The sequence below is a fragment of the Shewanella waksmanii ATCC BAA-643 genome (assembly GCF_000518805.1).
Lineage (GTDB): Bacteria > Pseudomonadota > Gammaproteobacteria > Enterobacterales > Shewanellaceae > Shewanella > Shewanella waksmanii.
In genome coordinates this window covers 38,070-55,863 of the sequence record NZ_JAEH01000009.1, presented here as the reverse complement: position 1 = coordinate 55,863, position 17,794 = coordinate 38,070, and the positions used below count along the sequence as shown (strand labels likewise).

General features: G+C 46.5%; 15 protein-coding genes and 1 tRNA gene. 9 read left to right on the top strand and 7 right to left on the bottom strand.

What is annotated here, in order from left to right:
• Nucleotides 1-132: 132 nt before the first annotated feature.
• The 3 genes from L865_RS0106015 to L865_RS0106005 form a co-directional block, all read right to left on the bottom strand.
• A tRNA-Pro gene (locus L865_RS0106015) sits at nucleotides 133-209 on the bottom strand.
• Nucleotides 210-412: 203 nt separating this feature from the next.
• A complete protein-coding gene (locus L865_RS0106010; protein WP_028772404.1) occupies nucleotides 413-2,191 on the bottom strand; it encodes a DUF3413 domain-containing protein in 1,779 nt (592 codons plus the stop codon).
• 103 nt (nucleotides 2,192-2,294) lie between these two features.
• A complete protein-coding gene (locus tag L865_RS0106005) occupies nucleotides 2,295-2,510 on the bottom strand; it encodes a YejL family protein (protein WP_028772403.1) in 216 nt (71 codons plus the stop codon).
• A gap of 254 nt (nucleotides 2,511-2,764) precedes the next feature.
• On the opposite strand from L865_RS0106005, the gene yejK reads away from it, so the two are divergent.
• The 3 genes from yejK to L865_RS0105990 all read left to right on the top strand — a co-directional run bounded on the left by yejK (nucleotide 2,765) and on the right by L865_RS0105990 (nucleotide 6,015).
• The gene (yejK, locus tag L865_RS0106000; protein WP_028772402.1) at nucleotides 2,765-3,796 is read left to right on the top strand and encodes a nucleoid-associated protein YejK; all 1,032 of its coding nucleotides are present in this window, start codon (nucleotides 2,765-2,767) and stop codon (nucleotides 3,794-3,796) included.
• A 342-nt stretch (nucleotides 3,797-4,138) separates the two neighbouring features.
• The gene (locus tag L865_RS0105995) at nucleotides 4,139-5,020 is read left to right on the top strand and encodes a 6-carboxytetrahydropterin synthase (protein WP_028772401.1); all 882 of its coding nucleotides are present in this window, start codon (nucleotides 4,139-4,141) and stop codon (nucleotides 5,018-5,020) included.
• Nucleotides 5,021-5,199: 179 nt separating this feature from the next.
• Nucleotides 5,200-6,015 (top strand): M23 family metallopeptidase, encoded by an 816-nt coding sequence (locus tag L865_RS0105990; RefSeq protein WP_028772400.1) that lies wholly within the window; start codon nucleotides 5,200-5,202, stop codon nucleotides 6,013-6,015.
• A 130-nt stretch (nucleotides 6,016-6,145) separates the two neighbouring features.
• On the opposite strand, the gene L865_RS0105985 is transcribed toward L865_RS0105990, so the two are convergent.
• The gene (locus L865_RS0105985; protein ID WP_425423612.1) at nucleotides 6,146-7,522 is read right to left on the bottom strand and encodes a leucyl aminopeptidase family protein; all 1,377 of its coding nucleotides are present in this window, start codon (nucleotides 7,520-7,522) and stop codon (nucleotides 6,146-6,148) included.
• Nucleotides 7,523-7,599: 77 nt separating this feature from the next.
• Nucleotides 7,600-8,031: a hypothetical protein gene (locus tag L865_RS0105980; RefSeq protein WP_028772398.1), complete on the bottom strand. Its 432-nt coding sequence runs from the start codon at nucleotides 8,029-8,031 to the stop codon at nucleotides 7,600-7,602.
• Nucleotides 8,032-8,294: 263 nt separating this feature from the next.
• On the opposite strand from L865_RS0105980, the gene L865_RS0105975 reads away from it, so the two are divergent.
• The 6 genes from L865_RS0105975 (at nucleotide 8,295) to L865_RS23215 (ending at nucleotide 16,023) form a co-directional block, all read left to right on the top strand.
• Complete coding sequence (locus L865_RS0105975; RefSeq protein ID WP_028772397.1) at nucleotides 8,295-8,951, top strand: GntR family transcriptional regulator; 657 nt, start codon at nucleotides 8,295-8,297, stop codon at nucleotides 8,949-8,951.
• Nucleotides 8,952-8,981: 30 nt separating this feature from the next.
• Nucleotides 8,982-9,860 carry a methylisocitrate lyase gene (gene prpB / locus L865_RS0105970; RefSeq protein ID WP_028772396.1) on the top strand — a complete coding sequence of 293 codons (879 nt, stop codon included), beginning with the start codon at nucleotides 8,982-8,984 and terminating at the stop codon, nucleotides 9,858-9,860.
• A 155-nt stretch (nucleotides 9,861-10,015) separates the two neighbouring features.
• A complete protein-coding gene (gene prpC, locus L865_RS0105965; RefSeq protein WP_028772395.1) occupies nucleotides 10,016-11,140 on the top strand; it encodes a bifunctional 2-methylcitrate synthase/citrate synthase in 1,125 nt (374 codons plus the stop codon).
• A 68-nt stretch (nucleotides 11,141-11,208) separates the two neighbouring features.
• Nucleotides 11,209-13,809: a Fe/S-dependent 2-methylisocitrate dehydratase AcnD gene (gene acnD / locus L865_RS0105960; protein WP_425423611.1), complete on the top strand. Its 2,601-nt coding sequence runs from the start codon at nucleotides 11,209-11,211 to the stop codon at nucleotides 13,807-13,809.
• Nucleotides 13,809-15,047: a 2-methylaconitate cis-trans isomerase PrpF gene (gene prpF / locus L865_RS0105955; protein WP_028772393.1), complete on the top strand. Its 1,239-nt coding sequence runs from the start codon at nucleotides 13,809-13,811 to the stop codon at nucleotides 15,045-15,047. Before acnD ends, prpF begins: the two co-directional genes overlap by 1 nt.
• Nucleotides 15,048-15,255: 208 nt before the next feature.
• A complete protein-coding gene (locus L865_RS23215; RefSeq protein ID WP_051484468.1) occupies nucleotides 15,256-16,023 on the top strand; it encodes a hypothetical protein in 768 nt (255 codons plus the stop codon).
• 105 nt (nucleotides 16,024-16,128) lie between these two features.
• Here L865_RS23215 and L865_RS0105945 read toward each other — a convergent pair whose 3' ends face one another.
• Nucleotides 16,129-16,524 carry a type 2 periplasmic-binding domain-containing protein gene (locus L865_RS0105945; protein WP_028772392.1) on the bottom strand — a complete coding sequence of 132 codons (396 nt, stop codon included), beginning with the start codon at nucleotides 16,522-16,524 and terminating at the stop codon, nucleotides 16,129-16,131.
• 11 nt (nucleotides 16,525-16,535) lie between these two features.
• A complete protein-coding gene (locus L865_RS0105940) occupies nucleotides 16,536-17,774 on the bottom strand; it encodes an outer membrane protein (RefSeq protein ID WP_051484467.1) in 1,239 nt (412 codons plus the stop codon).
• Between the last annotated feature and the right edge of the window lie 20 nt (nucleotides 17,775-17,794).

Genomic DNA, 17,794 nt, shown 5'->3' with positions numbered 1-17,794 from the left:
TTTAGCCGCTGGCGTTTACACGCAATCGTTGTGTTAACACCAAAACCTCTCCCATATTAGGCTATGTATCTGATAAGTTGTTAAATAACTGACACAAAAAAGCCAGCAATAAGCTGGCTTTTTTGAAGAATGTGGTCGGTATGAGAGGATTCGAACCTCCGACCCCTGACACCCCATGACAGTGCGCTACCGGGCTGCGCTACATACCGAATTTTTATCGCATCCATTTGGTTTTACATTGGGGTCCAAACAGATGAGGCAGCACTTTAGCAAGTCATTTACCGTTGCGCAAGTGCTTGTGGCTTGACAGTTAACTGACTGGCTAGTTTGTAATCGTCACTGGTTAAAAGCACTTTGCTGAAGCAAATGTGTGATTCAGCAAAGCGTTAACGATATGACCAAAGCTGCCTGGCTAGTTATTGTATAACCGTCGTCCTTCACGCATCACCTGAATTAACTCTGGCGCGCCAATTTTCTTTTTCAGACGTTTATCGTAATCACGGTTATAAATACGATACTTACCATGACGGTCGATCACCGTAATTTCATTTTGTTGGTAGATGGCAAACTGGCGGTTGTTACCGACATAAGTCCAAGTCTCACTATTTGGGCTTAAGATGCTACGTCCGGCACTGTACTCCCTTGCAGGATTGGTGCAGTTCATCAACTGAGTCATGATAGCGGGCACGATGCCATAGTGGCTGGTGCGGTAGTTCACATCTTTTGCTTTGTCATAACCAGGCCAGTTAACGATTAGCGGCACTTGTACGTTTGCCGGTGAATAGTTTGAGCGTGATTCGGCATGATTACTACTAAATAGCTTGCCGTTGACTCCGGTGATGATCACTAGCGTATTCGCGGGCACATCCGCAAGCATGGCTTCAATTTGGCCGTCAATAAAGTTGAGTGACTGACGATATTGATTAAACAAGACTTTTTGAGCCGGACGTAATGGGCTGTTTGGACGCACAGTTTCAATGCCTAAAAAGCCCACTGGCGTGTCAAAGTTTTCTGGTGATTTTAAGTTCACCATTGCAAACCAAGGTGCCGTTTGTTGATGTTGCCACTGGTTGAAATGTTGCACAGAGATAATGTCTGTCTCTGCCATGCTTTCGTTATCTGGGCTAATTTGGGCGCTGAAGTCGTTAAATATGGCTGCAGGGCGCGGTTCAGTTTGTGGGCCAAATAGCGCTAACTGGTATCCTTGCTGCTTGAGCTTTTGGGTAAAAATGGGCGAGGTATAATTTAAATCTTCGGCATTGATGTAACTGCCTTGCATGGCATATAGCAAGGAAAACATGCCACTGTCGAAGGTATTGCCGCCACTTAAATGCTCATTAAAACGTTGGTTTTGTTGCCCATACTGATACAAAAACGGCATGGTTTGCGCATCGAGCATATCGGCTCTAAAACTCTCTACCGTGATAAACAGCATGTTCGGCTGCTCTGTCACGCTGCATTGAAGTACGGCTTTAGGGTAGCTCAAAGTCGGTTGCGGCAGCACAGAGTTGTTACTGGCAATGCGCTCAACGCCTTGGCTTTCCATAAAGGTCTTAGCCGTTGCTGGATAAGATAACGGATAGGTGTCGTCAAAGCGGGTGATTTCATGGACTTCTGCAGCATCAGCCCAAATGTGAATTAAATGGCTACTAACAAAACAGATCCCGATAAACGCGACGACTTTATTGCCGCAGTTGACCTTCTGTATTTTGTCTATGCGTTTCCAAAGAAAATTAGCCGCAGTGAGTTCAAGAATTAAAATACCAATCGGGGTGACGATATAAGACGTGCCTTGTAATAAGGCATTAAGATCTTCCCAAGCAATATCAAATACAAACGGACTTAAATGCAGTCCGTAGTCGTCATAAATGACGGTATCGTACAGTAAGATACACAAACTTAAGGTGGCGACGACGGCCGCGTACCCGCGTAGGATTTTAGAATAAGGCAGTAACAAGGTGACTGGAAATATCATCACCAAGTAAACGATAAAGGCCAGAAAGCTAAAGTGACCTATGGTGCTGAGGGTTAAATAACCCCAGCCTATCCATGTATCTGGTGTGCCTACGCTATCAAGAAATCGCACCCCGACAATCATTGCCAAAAAACCATTGAAAAGGGCGAACCAGTGCCCCCAACTCACTAAGCGTGATACTCGATCACGTCCTAACTCTTTTTTCCGCTCAATCATAGGGTTCCGCTAATCTTGATGTTTTTATGCGTATTAATGTCTACTGTACGCGAGTAATGCATAGCTGGCAAAGTAATCACCTAGGGTTTACTTTGCCAACCGATTAACTTTTTACCGACTGCGCCAGTGCTTTGGCAAATTGCTCGGCTACCGCTTGGCGCGCTTCAGCAGGGACTTTACGTTCTAGTAGGTCGGTGACGCAGTTACCTAATACCATCAAGCTTAAATCTGTTGGTGCATCATGTTTTGCTAAAACGGCTAGCAGTTCAGCAATGATGGTTTCGACTTGAGTGTTAGAATATTTTGATTGAATAGCCATAATTTTAAACAGTGTTCACTGGTAATACGAAATAACTGGCTATGATAGCGTATTTTAGGGGGCTATGCCGTATGTTTTTATCAGATATGGCTTGCATTATTAGCGAATAACCTAAGATAGATTTATCACTTATCTCTGGTATGATATCGGCCAAAGATTGAATCATCGATGACTTACGCTTGTCGATGGATATCACCCGCATTTGTTATTTTTTACTGGCTATATAATAGCCACAGTTATCGTAGTCGAGGCTTATGAGTATCAACGTTGAACAAGCAATTATTCATGCTATCTCTCAAGATGGTGAAGGACAACTAAGTTGCCGATTGCGTCCACAACCGCTGTTAAACAGTCAAGCGGTTGAGGCCATGCTCGATGAGTTGCACCAAACCTATACCACTAAAGCAGGTAAAGGCTTTGGCCACTTTGGTACCCATGGCGAAGACGGTGAAGCTAACCCTAAATTTAAGGAAGCACTGACTGAGTACCGCGCTGGTGAACTCGGTTTTGTCGAGTTTTCCAGTATTGCTGGTAAATTACTGCAAGAAGAGCTGGCAAAATATGATTTCAGCCAAGGCGGGTTCCTGCTGCTGTCTTGCTACACCTATATGACCAGTGACTATCTGTTTGTGTCGCTACTTAACGCGAAATCGTCCATGACCGTATTGGATGATATGGAGCTGTCACAAAACACCCACTTAGATTTGAATAACGTGCAACTGGCCGCACGTATCGATTTAACTGAGTGGCAAGCCGATGAAGAGTCGAAAAAGTATATCTCTTTTGTACGGGGTCGTGCGGGCCGTAAAGTTGCCGACTTCTTCTTAGATTTTATGGGCTGCGTTGAAGGCGTTAACACTAAAGTTCAAAACAAGCAGTTGATGAACGCAGTAGAAGACTTTGTTGCCAGTAGTGAACTGACTAAAGACGAGCGTCAGCAAGCGCGGGAAAAAGTGTTCGACTATTGTACCGAGCGCTGTGAAGTCGGTGCTGATATTGAGCTAAAAGATCTCGCAGATGAGCTAGCTGATTCTGGCATGGACTCTTTCTATGATTTTGCCCAAGGCGGCGATTATGAATTAGAAGATGAGTTTCCTGGCGATAAGCCCACATTACGTCAGCTGAAAAAGTTCTCTGGCACTGGCGGTGGCGTAACCCTGAGTTTTGACGGTGCCCATTTAGGTGAGCGGGTCATTTATGACCCTATTTCAGATTCGATTTTGATTAAGGGCGTACCCGCCAATTTAAAAGATCAGTTAGACCGTCGCTTAAAGGGCGGCCAATAAGCGGTGCAGATGTTGTAGCGTAACAGCGGCATCGATGATTAAAGGCGCTCAAAAGAGCGCCTTTTTTAACTGGTATTGCTTAACAAGTATTCAGCCAGTAGCAGTTTGATAAGCGGTAACTTGGTGGGATTAACAGCATGATTGTGATTATCTTGCCTCAGCAGTTAATCTTTGGCATTTTCATAGGTATACTTTGGCTGTTATTTTGACCCTACTTCGGCACAGGGCGTTCATCATGTCAGCATCACAGCATGAAGGCTCGCGAAGTATCGACATAAAGCCCTTGGCATGTTGCTTGTGGGCGGTATTTAAGGTGGACTGTTTTTCTGCCTAGGAGAAAAGATGCAACTGTTTGTTAGAGATTTAACGGTAATAGATTTTTCTTACCTTTGTCCCATTCGTGGCATGGTAGGCGAAAGCTGGATTGTGGATGTGCTGCTTGATGGTGGCCTAGACGATCAAAATATGGTGTTGGACTTTTCTAAAGTTAAGCGCACCATTAAAGACACGATTGATGATGTTGCCGATCATCGTCTGCTCATTCCGACTGCTTGCGCTGAAGTGCGCTGGCAGCAACAGGGCGATCGTGTATGGATGGATTTTAATAGCCTTAAAGGCAGCATGCACTTAGCTTGTCCGTCACAAGCATTTGCGTTAATCCCAACTGAAATTATCGATTTCGATAGTGTGAATGCCTTTCTACAAAAGGCGTTAAAGGAAGTGTTACCCGATAATGTAGAAGGTATCGCGTTGACCTTACGCAACGAAATCCACGATGCGCCGTTTTATCATTACTCCCATGGCCTGAAAAAGCACAACGGCAATTGTCAACGCATAGCCCACGGCCACCGTAGTCCGATTAACATTTTTGAAAACGGTATTTCGGCGCCCAAGTTAGATGAATACTGGGCTAAACGTTGGCAAGACATTTACTTAGGTACTGCAGAGGATGTGGTCGCGGTTGATGAGCTTACTTTGTCACCACAAAGCACAGCCACTGACGATAGCCACTATGGTTTCCGCTATAGCGCGCCTCAAGGTGACTTTCAGCTGGCAATGCCTAAGAAGCGCTGTGAAATCATTCCCCATGACACCACAGTAGAACTACTGGCCGATTTTATTGCCACTAGCTTGGTTGAAATGGCCCCAGAGCATGAATATAAAGTGATTGCCTATGAGGGTATTGGCAAAGGTGCGATTGCGGTTAAAGGGGCGCAAGCATAACTGCGGTTAGCCGCTTACGATGGGCTAAGTGCCCATCGTTAGCTTCGCCAAATGATGATGTAAGTGATGATGTGTTAGCCGTTTAATTTCTCTTGTTTTGTAACCTGTTATTTATAGTCGCTAAAAAGAAGGACACCGCTTTGCGCTTATCAATTTCGTCACAAAAAATGACTCAGCGAATGGGTCAGGCACTGTTTGCAGGCCTATTGGGGGTAGTCAGTACAGCCAGTGTTGCCCAAGTGCAACTGCATGGCAAAATGGAGCAGGGTGCGTTAATTCGCGGGGAAACTCTGCCTGGCACTCAAATCCGTTTAAACGATACCGATATTGATGTGAGCCCAGAAGGTAAATTTGTATTTGGTTTCGAACGTCAAGCGCCTTTGTCACAACAACTGACCTTAGTGTATCCCGATGGGCTTACTCAGATTAAGCCGCTAACGCTCACTGAGAAAGAGTATAAAATTGATCGGGTTAATGGCATTGCTAAAAAAATCATGAAGCCTGATCCTAAAGCCCAAGCTCGCTCAGCGAAAGACAGCAAACAAGTTAAAGCCGCACGCAATACCTTTTCAGATCAAAACGCATTTAGTCAGGACTTTATTTGGCCTTTAACTGGGCGAATATCTGGCGTGTATGGCAGCCAACGCGTTTACAATGGCAATCCGGGTAACCCGCACTATGGCGTTGATGTAGCCGCAAAAACGGGGACCGTCGTGGTTGCGCCGCAAGATGGGGTGATTACCTTAGCGGTAGCAGATATGTTTTACTCTGGTGGGACTATTATTCTCGACCACGGCTATGGCGTCAGTTCAAGCTTTTTGCATTTGAGTAAGCTATACGTTGAGCCAGGTCAGCAGATTAAACAAGGCGAGCCAATTGCAGAAGTGGGCGCTACTGGCCGCGCGACCGGGCCGCACCTCGATTGGCGCATTAACTGGTATCAGATGCGACTTGATCCCGTCACCATAGTGCCAGATATGGCATCTGTTCGTTAAACATGGGTCTTTAATAGGCGGGTGTTTGCGCTGAAATCGCTAAAAAGCAATTTGTGGTGATAAAAAACGCAGGCCATGGCCTGCGTTTTTTGTTGTGCGTCTATTGTTGTGCTTCTGTGCTTGTTAGATATTAGTTGGCATAGCGGTTTTGCAAGTAGTCAAATACCGCTCGAATGCCGAAAGCTTCGCCGCCAACTGGACGCCCTGGTAATTTGCGATTATTCCACGCCATCACATCAAAGTGGCTCCAGCTAATATCGCTATCGACAAAGGCTTCTAAATACAATGCAGCAGTGATTGCGCCGCCAAAGGGGGTTTTACCACAGTTGGCAATATCGGCTATGTCACTGCCAGTGAGTTCAAGGTACGGCTTATGTAAAGGCATACGCCACACAGGATCTTGTACATTCAGGCCTGATGCTGTGATGCCAGCAGCGACCTCATCATCGTTGCTGAAAAAGCCCGGTAACTCGGTGCCTAACGCGATACGCATTGCACCGGTTAATGTAGCGAAGTCAATCATCAGCTCAGGCTTATCATTGTTGGCTTCCGCTAGGGCATCACATAATACTAAACGGCCTTCAGCGTCAGTGTTGTCAATTTCAACGGTGAGTCCTTTACGGGTCTTAATCACATCGCCTGGGCGGAACGCGTTAGCGGATACAGCGTTTTCAACCGCAGGTACCAGTACGCGTAAACGGATAGGTAAGTTTGATGCCATAATTTGATGGGCTAGGCCAATCACATGGGCCGCGCCGCCCATGTCCTTTTTCATTAAACGCATGCCTGCACCCGGTTTGAGATCCAGTCCACCAGAATCGAAACACACCCCTTTACCCACCAAGGTGACTTTAGGCGCATTTTCATCACCCCAAGTCAGATCAATCAGTCGTGGCTGGTTAGCGCTGGCTCGGCCCACCATATGAATGGTTGGGTAGTTTTGCTCTAGCAGTTCATCGCCGATGATTTGACTGATTTGTGCGCCAAATTCTGCAGCGAGTGCAGTCATGGTGTCGCCTAAATGTTGCGGCATCATATCGGCGGCAGGGGTGTTAACTAAGTCGCGCACTATAGTGACAGACCGCACCAGCTTGTGACATTCGCTGACCAATGCTGAATCATTAATAATCAGGCTCGGGTAGGTTTTGTTGTTTGGCTTGTAACGGTCAAACTGATATGCACCTAGCCCCCAGCTAAACGCCGCCATTTTTAACTGTTCTTTATCGCCGTGCAGAAGGTACTCACCGGCTGGCAATTGGTTGACTAGCTCACCGCATAACCAATAGGACTGAGTGTCGTTGTTTACTAAAATCACTTGGCTGATTGTACCGTCTGCGCTAGGGATAACGCTGTGGCCCTGGCCGCTAAATCGAGTGTTCGTTAGCCAATTTTTTACTTGCTCAGGCTGCTCGGTAAGCCAAGAGTCATATTGATCACTTGCCATTATTAGCAACGGGATCCCTTCGCTGCCTTGCATAATCAGATTGGTTATTTTAGAGCTGGTCATTGCGCGCTTCACTTATAGGTCATACAAAAGTTAACGGCTAGATTAGCAGGGGAATTGGTAGAGGGTAAAGCCAGTGACTATTTAGTGATGTCTTTTTCACCACTGGACAGTCCAGCACGCTTAATTTTTTGCTTGTGACGATTGAGTTGTGCTTTTCGTTGCGCCAAATTATTAAATGAACTGGGCAAAATATCGACTTTGACGAGTTTGCCGAGTTTGACGACCACAGGAATGGTAATGGGCGCGAAAGGCAGTACCGCAAACACACCTAAACCAAGCCCTTTCACTAAGTCTGCTAACTGCTTATTGGCCAAAGACAGTTCTTCTTTACTGGCTTGATTGCGGGTATAGCGCTTATAAGTCACCAACATATCTTTGGTTTCTTGTTTCTCCTGCGATAACGCATCTTTAAGCACTAACATGTCTCGTTTTAGGCGTAGCCAAAAACGACGCTGGCTAATACGAAGCACGCGCACAGGGGCTTTATGAAGGTGACGGTAGATTTTCATTGCGCGGATTGTGCCATAGCTTGGCACGAACACCTATCTTTTGATCCCCCCATGGCGCGTCTTATGCGACTAATGTCTATGATTGGTTAAGTTGTGTACAATTTTTATGCAAGTGTGCATTGTACGGGCGTTAGCAAGCACTTAAGCAGCGACTAAAACAGTAAAAGACTAACTTTGTCGACAATATGCGGGTTTTTGGCTTGACGTTAACGTCATATTTACCTACATTGTCGACAATTAGTTAATTTTGTGAGCCAGATCAAATGAGCTTCTTTTCTGAGCAGCCGGTTACAGCGGCCGATAAAACCTTCATTCAACTTAGACAAGATATCGTTGAAGGAGAGATTGCTGCAGGCACTAAACTCAGTGAAGCTGAATTGTCGACAAAGTATCAAGTTAGCCGTGCCGTTATCCGCGAAGCGATTAATCGATTAGAGTCTTGCCGTATCGTTGAGCGCAAAGCCAATGTGGGTGCACGGGTGGCATCGTTAACCACTGAAGGACTGATAGAGCTATACCAAGTCAGAGAAGCCTTAGAAGGCATGGCGGCGCGCTTGGCGGCAAAAAACATGTCAGATTCCGAAATCGCCGATCTTAATGCACTGCTCAACCACCATTTTGACAAAGTCAGAAGCGGTGAGTCTTATTATCAAGAAGCGGGTGATGTAGATTTTCACTATCGCATCATTATCGGAAGTAAAAACAAACATCTTATCAATATGTTAACTAATGGCATTTATCATCTTGTACGTATGTACCGAGTGCAATTGGGGATGGCGGGGCCACGTGTCACCACCGCCTTTGATGAGCATCGACACATTGTGCAAGCCATCAGTAATCGCGATGAAGAATTAGCCGAGATGCTAATGCGTCGCCATATTCTTTATTCAAAAAATAATATCGAAAAAAAATTAGCCTAAATCCTTACCAAATCATAAGAGAGCAACACTATGAGCGCAGGAAAGAAGTTTCGCCAAGCACTAGCTGATAACCAACCTTTACAAATCGTCGGTACGATTAATGCCTATTCGGCCATGATGGCCAAGCAGATAGGTCATCAAGCCATTTACCTATCAGGTGGTGGTGTTGCAAATGCCTCTTATGGATTGCCCGACTTAGGTATGACTTCGCTCAATGATGTGATTGTGGATGTGCAGCGGATCACCGCGGCTTGTGATTTGCCATTAATGGTTGATATCGACACAGGTTGGGGCGGGGCATTTAACATTGCTAAAACCATTCGTGATATGGAAAAGGCCGGCGCAGCAGCGGTACATATGGAAGATCAGGTAGCGCAAAAACGTTGTGGTCATCGTCCCAACAAAGAGATTGTTTCTTGCGAAGAGATGGTTGATCGCATTAAAGCAGCGGTTGATGCCCGTACTGATCCAGACTTTTTCATAATGGCGCGCACCGACTCCTTTGCACAGGAAGGTTTAGAGGCGGCAATTGAACGTGCTAAAGCGTATGTTGCAGCGGGTGCTGATGGCATTTTTGCTGAAGCAGTGAAAACTGAAGCCCATTACCGCGCCTTTAGCGAAGCCTTAGATGTACCGATTTTGGCCAATATTACCGAGTTTGGTCAAACCGAACTGTGGAACAAGCAGCAACTGGGTGAGTGGGGATGCGCGATGGTGTTGTATCCATTAAGTGCCTTTAGAGCCATGAATAAAGCTGCGGAGCTAGTCTATAGCACTATTTTGGCCGATGGAGACCAAAAAGCGGTCACTGATAAAATGCAAACTCGTATGGAGCTATACGATTACCTGGGTTACCACGACTATGAGCAGAAGCTCGATGCTTTGTTCAGCGAAGGTAAGAATAAATAAATCATTAGCGAAACGAACAAGCCCTACTGCGGTGTAGTTAACTCCTATGCCGCGTAAATAAATGCAACACAGCAACAAAATAAGATGACCCAAGCAGGCGGATGTGATGGATAGCACCGCAGTTTAGTGGTTACAAATAGATTGAGGAGAGCGTCATGGTTGATAAAAAATTAGGTGGAGCAGGTCTACGTGGTCAAAGTGCTGGTGAAACAGCCTTGTGTACGGTTGGAAAATCAGGCAGCGGATTAACTTATTGTGGTTACGATGTGTCTGATTTGGCAGATAATGCTACTTTTGAAGAGGTGGCCTACTTGCTGTTCAATGGGGAACTGCCAACTGAAGACCAACTCGCCACGTATAAAGCGCAGTTAAAGGATATGCGAGATTTACCACAAGCACTGAAAGAAGTGTTACAGCGCATTCCTCAAGATGCACACCCTATGGATGTGATGCGTACTGGTTGTTCTTTCTTAGGCAACCTAGAGCCTGAAAACGATTTTTCAGAGCAAAATCAAGCTGCCAACCGCTTGCTCGCGGCATTTCCCGCCATCATGTGCTACTGGTATAAGTACTCACACGAAGGGATTGAAATTGACTGTGTGAGCGATGAAGACTCAATAGGTGGGCATTTCTTACGTTTGCTAAATGGTACGACTCCTTCAGAGCAGCATCGCCGCGTGATGGACGTGTCATTGATCCTCTATGCTGAGCATGAGTTTAATGCCTCGACGTTCACCGCCCGTGTGTGTGCCTCAACGTTATCTGACATGTTCTCATGTATTACCGGTGCTATTGGTACGTTGCGTGGACCATTACATGGCGGCGCCAACGAAGCGGCTATGGATATGATTCAAAAATTCACTTCACCGGCCGATGCCAAAGAGCAAATGGCGGGAATGTTAGCCCGTAAAGAAAAAATCATGGGCTTTGGTCATGCGATTTACCGTACCTCAGATCCCCGTAATGTGATCATCAAAGCCTGGTCTGAGAAGTTGGCGCAGGAGCATGGTGATACCAGTCTGTACGATATTTCTGTGGCTTGTGAAGAGTTTATGTGGGATACCAAAAAGCTATTTTGTAATGCCGACTTTTTCCATGCCTCGGCTTACCATTTCATGGGTATTCCAACCAAATTATTTACGCCAATTTTCGTCTGTTCACGTTTGACGGGTTGGGCTGCGCACGTCATGGAGCAGCGTAGCAATAACCGTATTATCCGCCCAAGTGCTGATTACACGGGGAGCGAGCCGCGTAAAGTCACGCCGATTGCTACACGCTAACCCTGCTTTTCGATGCCATAGCCGCGCTTGCTATGGCATCAAAAATAGCCTTACCAGTGGAACTGCATATGAACAGTCAATATAGAAAGCCCTTGGCCGGTACAGCGTTGGATTATTTTGATACCCAAGCTGCTGTAGATGCCATTAAACCGGGTGCTTACGCCGGTTTACCTTATACCTCCCGAGTCCTTGCTGAAAATTTAGTGCGTCGCTGTGACCCTGATAAACTGAGTGCATCTTTAAGCCAGATTATTGAGCGTAAACGTGAGCTCGATTTCCCGTGGTTTCCCGCTCGAGTCGTTTGCCATGACATTTTGGGACAAACCGCGCTGGTTGATTTAGCCGGCTTACGGGACGCTATTGCCGCTAAAGGTGGCGATCCATCTAAAGTGAATCCTGTAGTACCTACTCAGCTGATTGTCGATCACTCACTGGCCGTTGAGCATGCTGGCTTTGAGCCTGATGCGTTTGAGAAAAACCGCGCTATTGAAGACCGCCGTAATGAAGATCGCTTTCACTTTATTAATTGGACCAAAACGGCCTTTGAAAACATCGATGTGATCCCCCCAGGCAACGGTATCATGCATCAGATTAACCTTGAGAAAATGTCCCCTGTGGTGCACGACCGCGACGGCGTGGCTTTTCCTGATACCTTAGTGGGAACCGACAGCCATACGCCACATGTGGATGCACTCGGTGTGATTGCTATCGGGGTAGGTGGGTTGGAAGCAGAAAGCGTTATGTTAGGCCGCGCTTCCTATATGCGCTTGCCGGATATCATAGGTGTTGAGCTGGTGGGGCAGCGTCAAGAAGGCATTACCGCTACAGATATCGTATTGGCGATTACTGAGTTTTTACGCGAACAACGAGTTGTCTCTTCCTATCTAGAATTCTTTGGTGAAGGTGCACGAGCATTAACTTTGGGCGACCGCGCCACAATTTCAAATATGACCCCAGAATTTGGTGCTACTGCGGCCATGTTCTATATCGATGAAAAAACCATCGACTATTTGAAACTCACAGGCCGTGATGACAAACAAGTCGCGCTAGTAGAAACCTATGCTAAACAAGCTTGCTTGTGGGCTGATGCGCTAGATAGTGCGCAGTATGAGCGGGTGTTGCAGTTTGATTTATCGGCTGTGGGTCGCAATATTGCTGGGCCATCAAATCCGCACAAACGGGTGTCGACTCAAGACTTAGCGAAAGCGGGCATTAGTGGTGAAGTTGAAAATGAGCCAGGGTTGATGCCAGATGGTGCGTGTATCATTGCTGCTATCACTAGTTGTACTAACACCAGTAACCCGCGCAATGTGATTGCCGCCGGCCTATTAGCCCGCAATGCCAATGCGAAAGGGTTAACGCGAAAGCCATGGGTGAAAACATCCTTAGCACCTGGCTCTAAAGCGGTGCAATTGTACCTAGAAGAAGCCAACTTATTGCCCGAACTGGAACAGCTAGGCTTTGGCATTGTCGCTTTTGCTTGTACCACGTGTAACGGCATGAGCGGTGCACTCGACCCGGTGATTCAGCAAGAAGTGATCGATCGCGATCTCTACGCCACTGCGGTGTTGTCGGGCAACCGTAATTTTGATGGCCGTATTCATCCGTATGCTAAGCAAGCCTTTTTAGCTTCGCCGCCTTTGGTGGTTGCGTATGCGATTGCCGGTACCGTGCGTTTTGATATTGAGCAAGATGTGTTGGGCCATGACAGTCAGGGTGACCCCGTAACACTAAAAGATATTTGGCCGTCAGATGCAGAAATTGATGCGGTGATCGAGTCCAGCGTTAAGCCGGATCATTTCCGCCAAGTATATGAACCCATGTTTGATCTTAAAGTCGACTACGGTGAAGCAGAAAACCGTACTGAGCCTTTGTATGACTGGCGTCCCCAAAGTACTTACATTCGTCGTCCTCCTTATTGGGAAGGCGCCTTAGCTGGCGAGCGTACAATGAAGGGCATGCGTCCGCTTGCGGTACTTGGGGATAATATTACGACCGATCACTTGTCGCCATCAAATGCCATTATGCTCGACAGTGCTGCAGGAGCCTACTTAGACAAAATGGGTTTACCTGAGGCAGATTTTAACTCTTACGCCACCCATCGAGGTGACCATTTAACTGCGCAACGTGCCACGTTTGCTAACCCTAAACTGTTTAATGAAATGGTGCAGGAAAATGGCCAAGTGAAACAAGGTTCACTCGCCCGTATTGAGCCAGAAGGTCAGGTTTCACGTATGTGGGAAGCGATTGAAACTTACATGGAACGTAAACAACCGTTGATCATTATCGCCGGTGCTGATTACGGTCAAGGTTCGAGTCGTGATTGGGCTGCCAAAGGTGTACGCCTCGCCGGTGTAGAAGTGATTGTCGCAGAGGGTTTCGAGCGTATTCACCGCACTAACTTAGTGGGCATGGGAGTGCTACCACTTGAGTTCATTAATGGCCAAAATCGCCATACGTTCCAAATTGATGGTAGTGAAACCTATGATGTTGTTGGCGAACGCACACCAGGGGCACAATTAACCGTGGTGATGACCAGGCGCAGTGGTGAACAGCTCAGCTTCGCAGTGAAATGTCGATTAGATACTGAAGAGGAGCTGTCGATATATGAAGCTGGTGGTGTACTGCAACGTTTTGCCCAAGATTTCCTTGAGCAAGGAGATTGCTAATGACTCAAAAGGCAAAGTTTGCAGGGCAAATTCGCGTCCCCGCGACTTATATGCGAGGCGGAACCAGTAAAGGGGTGTTTTTCTCTTTAACGGATCTGCCCAGCGCCGCACAAGTTGCTGGTGCCGCGCGTGATGAGTTGTTGTTACGTGTGATTGGCAGTCCAGACCCATACGGTAAGCAGACCGATGGGATGGGGGGCGCCACATCAAGTACCAGTAAAATAGTGATTGTAGCCGCAAGCAACCGTGCCGATCATGATGTTGATTATCTATTTGGTCAGGTTGCCATAGACAAAGCGTTTGTTGATTGGAGTGGTAATTGCGGCAATCTATCCGCAGCCGTAGGCGCGTTTGCGGTCCACGCTGGCTTAATTGATGCCGACAAAATGATTGATAACGGCATTTTATCGGTACGGATTTGGCAAGCTAACATCAATAAAACCATTATAGCTCATGTACCCATTACCGATGGACAAGTACAGGAAACCGGAGATTTTGAGCTTGATGGTGTTACCTTTGCAGCTGCAGAAATCGGCGTTGACTTCAATAACCCCGCTGCAATGCCTGCAGCAGGTGAGATGAGTAAACTGTTTCCAACCGGACAAGTGGTCGACACCCTTGAGTTACCAGAGGCGGTGTTTAAGGGCGGGTTACTTAAGGCGACTATGATTGATGCTGGCATCCCGACTATTTTTGTCAATGCTGAGGATATCGGCTATCGCGGTGATGAGCTGCAAGATGATATTAATAATGACTCCCAAGCGTTGGCAATGTTTGAAACATTGCGGGCTATTGGTGCGGTAAAAATGGGATTGATTAAAGATATCAGTGAGGCAGCGGGTCGCCAGCATACACCCAAAATTGCATTTGTGGCTCCAGCATCAACTTATCAAGCGTCTAGCGGTAAGACGGTAAAGGCGGACACGATTGATTTTAATGTGCGAGCGCTATCTATGGGTAAGCTTCATCATGCCATGATGGGCACTGCTGCGGTAGCCATTGGCACGGCAGCGGCCGTACCAGGTACCTTAGTTAACCTAGCTGCAAGTGCTAATGCTGAGCAGCAGCAATCGCCTGTAGCAATAGATAGCATTAACTTTGGCCACCCTTCAGGTAGCTTAAAAGTAGGAGCTAAAACGAGCTTGAGCGAAAGAGGATGGGTAGTGACACAAGCCTCTATGAGTCGCAGTGCACGTATATTGATGGAAGGTTGGGTGAGAGTGCCTTTTAGTCATTAGCAGATGTTGTTTACTGTTAAAAACGCCAGTTGTGCTGAACGCATGACTGGCGTTTTTTTGTGCGGAAACCTTTAATTTGAAGTTGACGTTAATTAATGTAAATTAGTGATGACTTATACTGATTGGTATTATATTAATAATACGGCTAAAACTTGCTTCTTAGCTAATCCCAATTAACTTTAATAGAGGGCAATAAGGAGAGTGGCATTTGAAGTGGTTGGGGGTGTGGTTAGTATTGCTATGCTACAGCGAGTATGGGTATTCATCCAATACCCAGCGCCAACCTGTGTCACTGTATACCTATCACTATATGCCGCCATATGTAGTCGACTCGCAAAAACAAATTGGTTTGTTTTATGATGTGGCGCGTTTTTTTAATCAACATCAGCAACAATATAATTTCCAAGTCTCTTATATTCCACGTAAACGGTTAAATTATCAATTAGCTCAGCATGAATTTGATGGGGTGGTGATTGGTGTTAATCCTGTGTGGTTTCAAGATCGTGAAAAACAAAAATATTTGTGGACTGGCGCGTTAATGCAAGACCAAGATGAATTTCTATCGCATCGAAGTCAGCCGTTCGAATATGTCGATAAAGCGTCCCTTTATGATAAGCAAGTCGGCGGCATTAGTGGTTTTCGTTATCATACCGTCGATAAGCTGGTGGCCGAGGGGCTAGTAAATCGCATCGATACCTCTAATGAATCACGGCTGCTAAAAATGCTACTTAAACGGCGCTTTGACTGCGCCATTGTGTCGCGTGCAACGACCATCTATTACCAGACGTTATTGAACACCAATCAAGAGTTGCACTTTTCGTCAAAACCCCATGATAGATACACAAGGCACCTGCTCATGCCTAAACAGATGAAGGATGTGCTGCAAGTGGTAGAACCCTTAATTTTGCAGCTATTGCAATCGCCACAATGGCAACAACAGATGTTGCTATATCAGACTCAGCTAGATCCACAATAGTGCCTTATGGGTATCGAGACTTATCGTGCTTTAACTGACTGATGACACGAAAAAAGCCACTTGCTAATAACAAGTGGCTTTGATGTTTCTACGGCATGATAACGATTACGGCTTTAAAATAACTTTAACGCTGTCATCAAGATCGGCTTCGTCAATATAACCGATTGCGTTGGGATTACTGGCAATGGTCGATTTCATCGCAGAGGCGCTATTGACCGTTGCAGGTGGGTTACCTTTACCGGTAAATACCTGTTTAGACCAGAACGCTTTAAGCTGCGCATCTGATTTTTTAGTGACTTTGCTGTGGAACTCGCTGCGGGTGGCATTGCCTTCATCAAGCTCGTATACCACAGCTGACGATGAACCTTTACCGAGAAACATCTTTTTGGCATCTGATGCCGAAATGTCTGCTGCACCTGGCGCACCAATAACGACAACGGCTGCTTGAGCCGATACGACTGCACTTAAGCTAAGCGCGATGACGGATAATAACTTGTTCATGGCTGCGCTCCTTAAAATACGACGTCAAATTTAACAGTGTAGACAGTCACATCGTCGTACTCACGCAACACATTTGTCTGGAATCCACCTGAAGTGTCACCAAAGTCGGTTGCGTAAGTTACATCAAACTTCACCGCCAAGTTATCTAGTGCATCCCAACGCAGGCCGGCACTGTACGATGTGCGTTGGCCGTTGAAAAGCGCCGCAAGGATCGCGCTATTTTCATCGACTACGACTCTTTCATCGTCATCTTGTGTTTCATAGTAAGCGGCCGTGACATAGGGAGTAAATGCGTTAATGCGGTAACCTAACGTGATGTAACCTGCATCTGAGTCTGAGTATTGACCTGCAACCTCTGCGCGTGTCCATTCGGCGACTGCCAAAAATTGGCCATTGTCGTAGCTGGCACCAACACCCGCAAATGTGGCTTTTTCGCTATCAAGATCTAAAATGCGCACGTTAACGTTCACATCAACTGGTAGGCCCGTGGTCGGATCGGCCATTGTGATTGTGGTAGGGCGTGTCACTGGGCCATCTAGGCTCGCTTGACCGTATACTGCCCGTAAAGTCCAGATTTCATCTGTCCAACTTACGTTGGCACCGATAATATTGCTGATGTCGATGCCAGCTTCCTCAGATTCACCACCAAAAGCTTGCATAGTTAAGGTTGAATCGTCGAAGTCAATGTCATAACTGATATCGCCACCGGTGTACGTTGTGAAAGGTACCGTGCCGTAGACTTCCTCTGGTGGACGTGCAAACGGTTGGGCGTAACCGACATCTAAGTAATCTGAGTACATAAATAATGGTACGCGTAACTTACCACCACGTACTTGAACACCGCCGTCAAAACGATGAGAAACATACGCCCACTCAGCCTCGACGTCCCAGTCATTTTCGCCTTTCATCATCAGCTGCATGACCGCTTGGGTTTGTGGTGTGATGGCAAACGTAGCTTGGAAGCCCATTTTACTCTCTTCGCTAAAATCAGCAGAGGTGCTGCTACCCAGATAGCCTGAGTTGTTGTCAGCTGAAACATAGGCGCCGCTCATGAAGCCATTGAACTTGAAGCGATCAGCTAAACTGGCGGTTTGTTGTTGCTGCAAGTCTTTGACTTGCTGTTCTAGTTTAGCGATTTTCTCATCGGTATTTTGCTCGTCAGCTGCAAAAGCTTGAGCTGGTACCAATGCCACTGAAACCGCCATGGCTAGGCTTTTCAACGCAAAGTTGAAGTTGATTTTGTCGTTCATCTCTATATATCCCCGATACG

Excerpts from the sequence above, each read along its gene's own strand:
- L865_RS0105945 (WP_028772392.1), bottom strand. The coding sequence starts at position 16,524 with ATGAACAAGTTATTATCCGTCATCGCGCTTAGCTTAAGTGCAGTCGTA.
- prpF (WP_028772393.1), top strand. The coding sequence starts at position 13,809 with ATGACTCAAAAGGCAAAGTTTGCAGGGCAAATTCGCGTCCCCGCGACT.
- L865_RS0106005 (WP_028772403.1), bottom strand. The coding sequence starts at position 2,510 with ATGGCTATTCAATCAAAATATTCTAACACTCAAGTCGAAACCATCATT.
- L865_RS0105940 (WP_051484467.1), bottom strand. The coding sequence starts at position 17,774 with ATGAACGACAAAATCAACTTCAACTTTGCGTTGAAAAGCCTAGCCATG.
- yejK (WP_028772402.1), top strand. The coding sequence starts at position 2,765 with ATGAGTATCAACGTTGAACAAGCAATTATTCATGCTATCTCTCAAGAT.
- L865_RS0105980 (WP_028772398.1), bottom strand. The coding sequence starts at position 8,031 with ATGAAAATCTACCGTCACCTTCATAAAGCCCCTGTGCGCGTGCTTCGT.
- prpC (WP_028772395.1), top strand. The coding sequence starts at position 10,016 with ATGGTTGATAAAAAATTAGGTGGAGCAGGTCTACGTGGTCAAAGTGCT.
- acnD (WP_425423611.1), top strand. The coding sequence starts at position 11,209 with ATGAACAGTCAATATAGAAAGCCCTTGGCCGGTACAGCGTTGGATTAT.
- L865_RS0105975 (WP_028772397.1), top strand. The coding sequence starts at position 8,295 with ATGAGCTTCTTTTCTGAGCAGCCGGTTACAGCGGCCGATAAAACCTTC.
- L865_RS0105990 (WP_028772400.1), top strand. The coding sequence starts at position 5,200 with ATGGGTCAGGCACTGTTTGCAGGCCTATTGGGGGTAGTCAGTACAGCC.
- L865_RS0106010 (WP_028772404.1), bottom strand. The coding sequence starts at position 2,191 with ATGATTGAGCGGAAAAAAGAGTTAGGACGTGATCGAGTATCACGCTTA.
- L865_RS0105985 (WP_425423612.1), bottom strand. The coding sequence starts at position 7,522 with ATGACCAGCTCTAAAATAACCAATCTGATTATGCAAGGCAGCGAAGGG.
- prpB (WP_028772396.1), top strand. The coding sequence starts at position 8,982 with ATGAGCGCAGGAAAGAAGTTTCGCCAAGCACTAGCTGATAACCAACCT.
- L865_RS0105995 (WP_028772401.1), top strand. The coding sequence starts at position 4,139 with ATGCAACTGTTTGTTAGAGATTTAACGGTAATAGATTTTTCTTACCTT.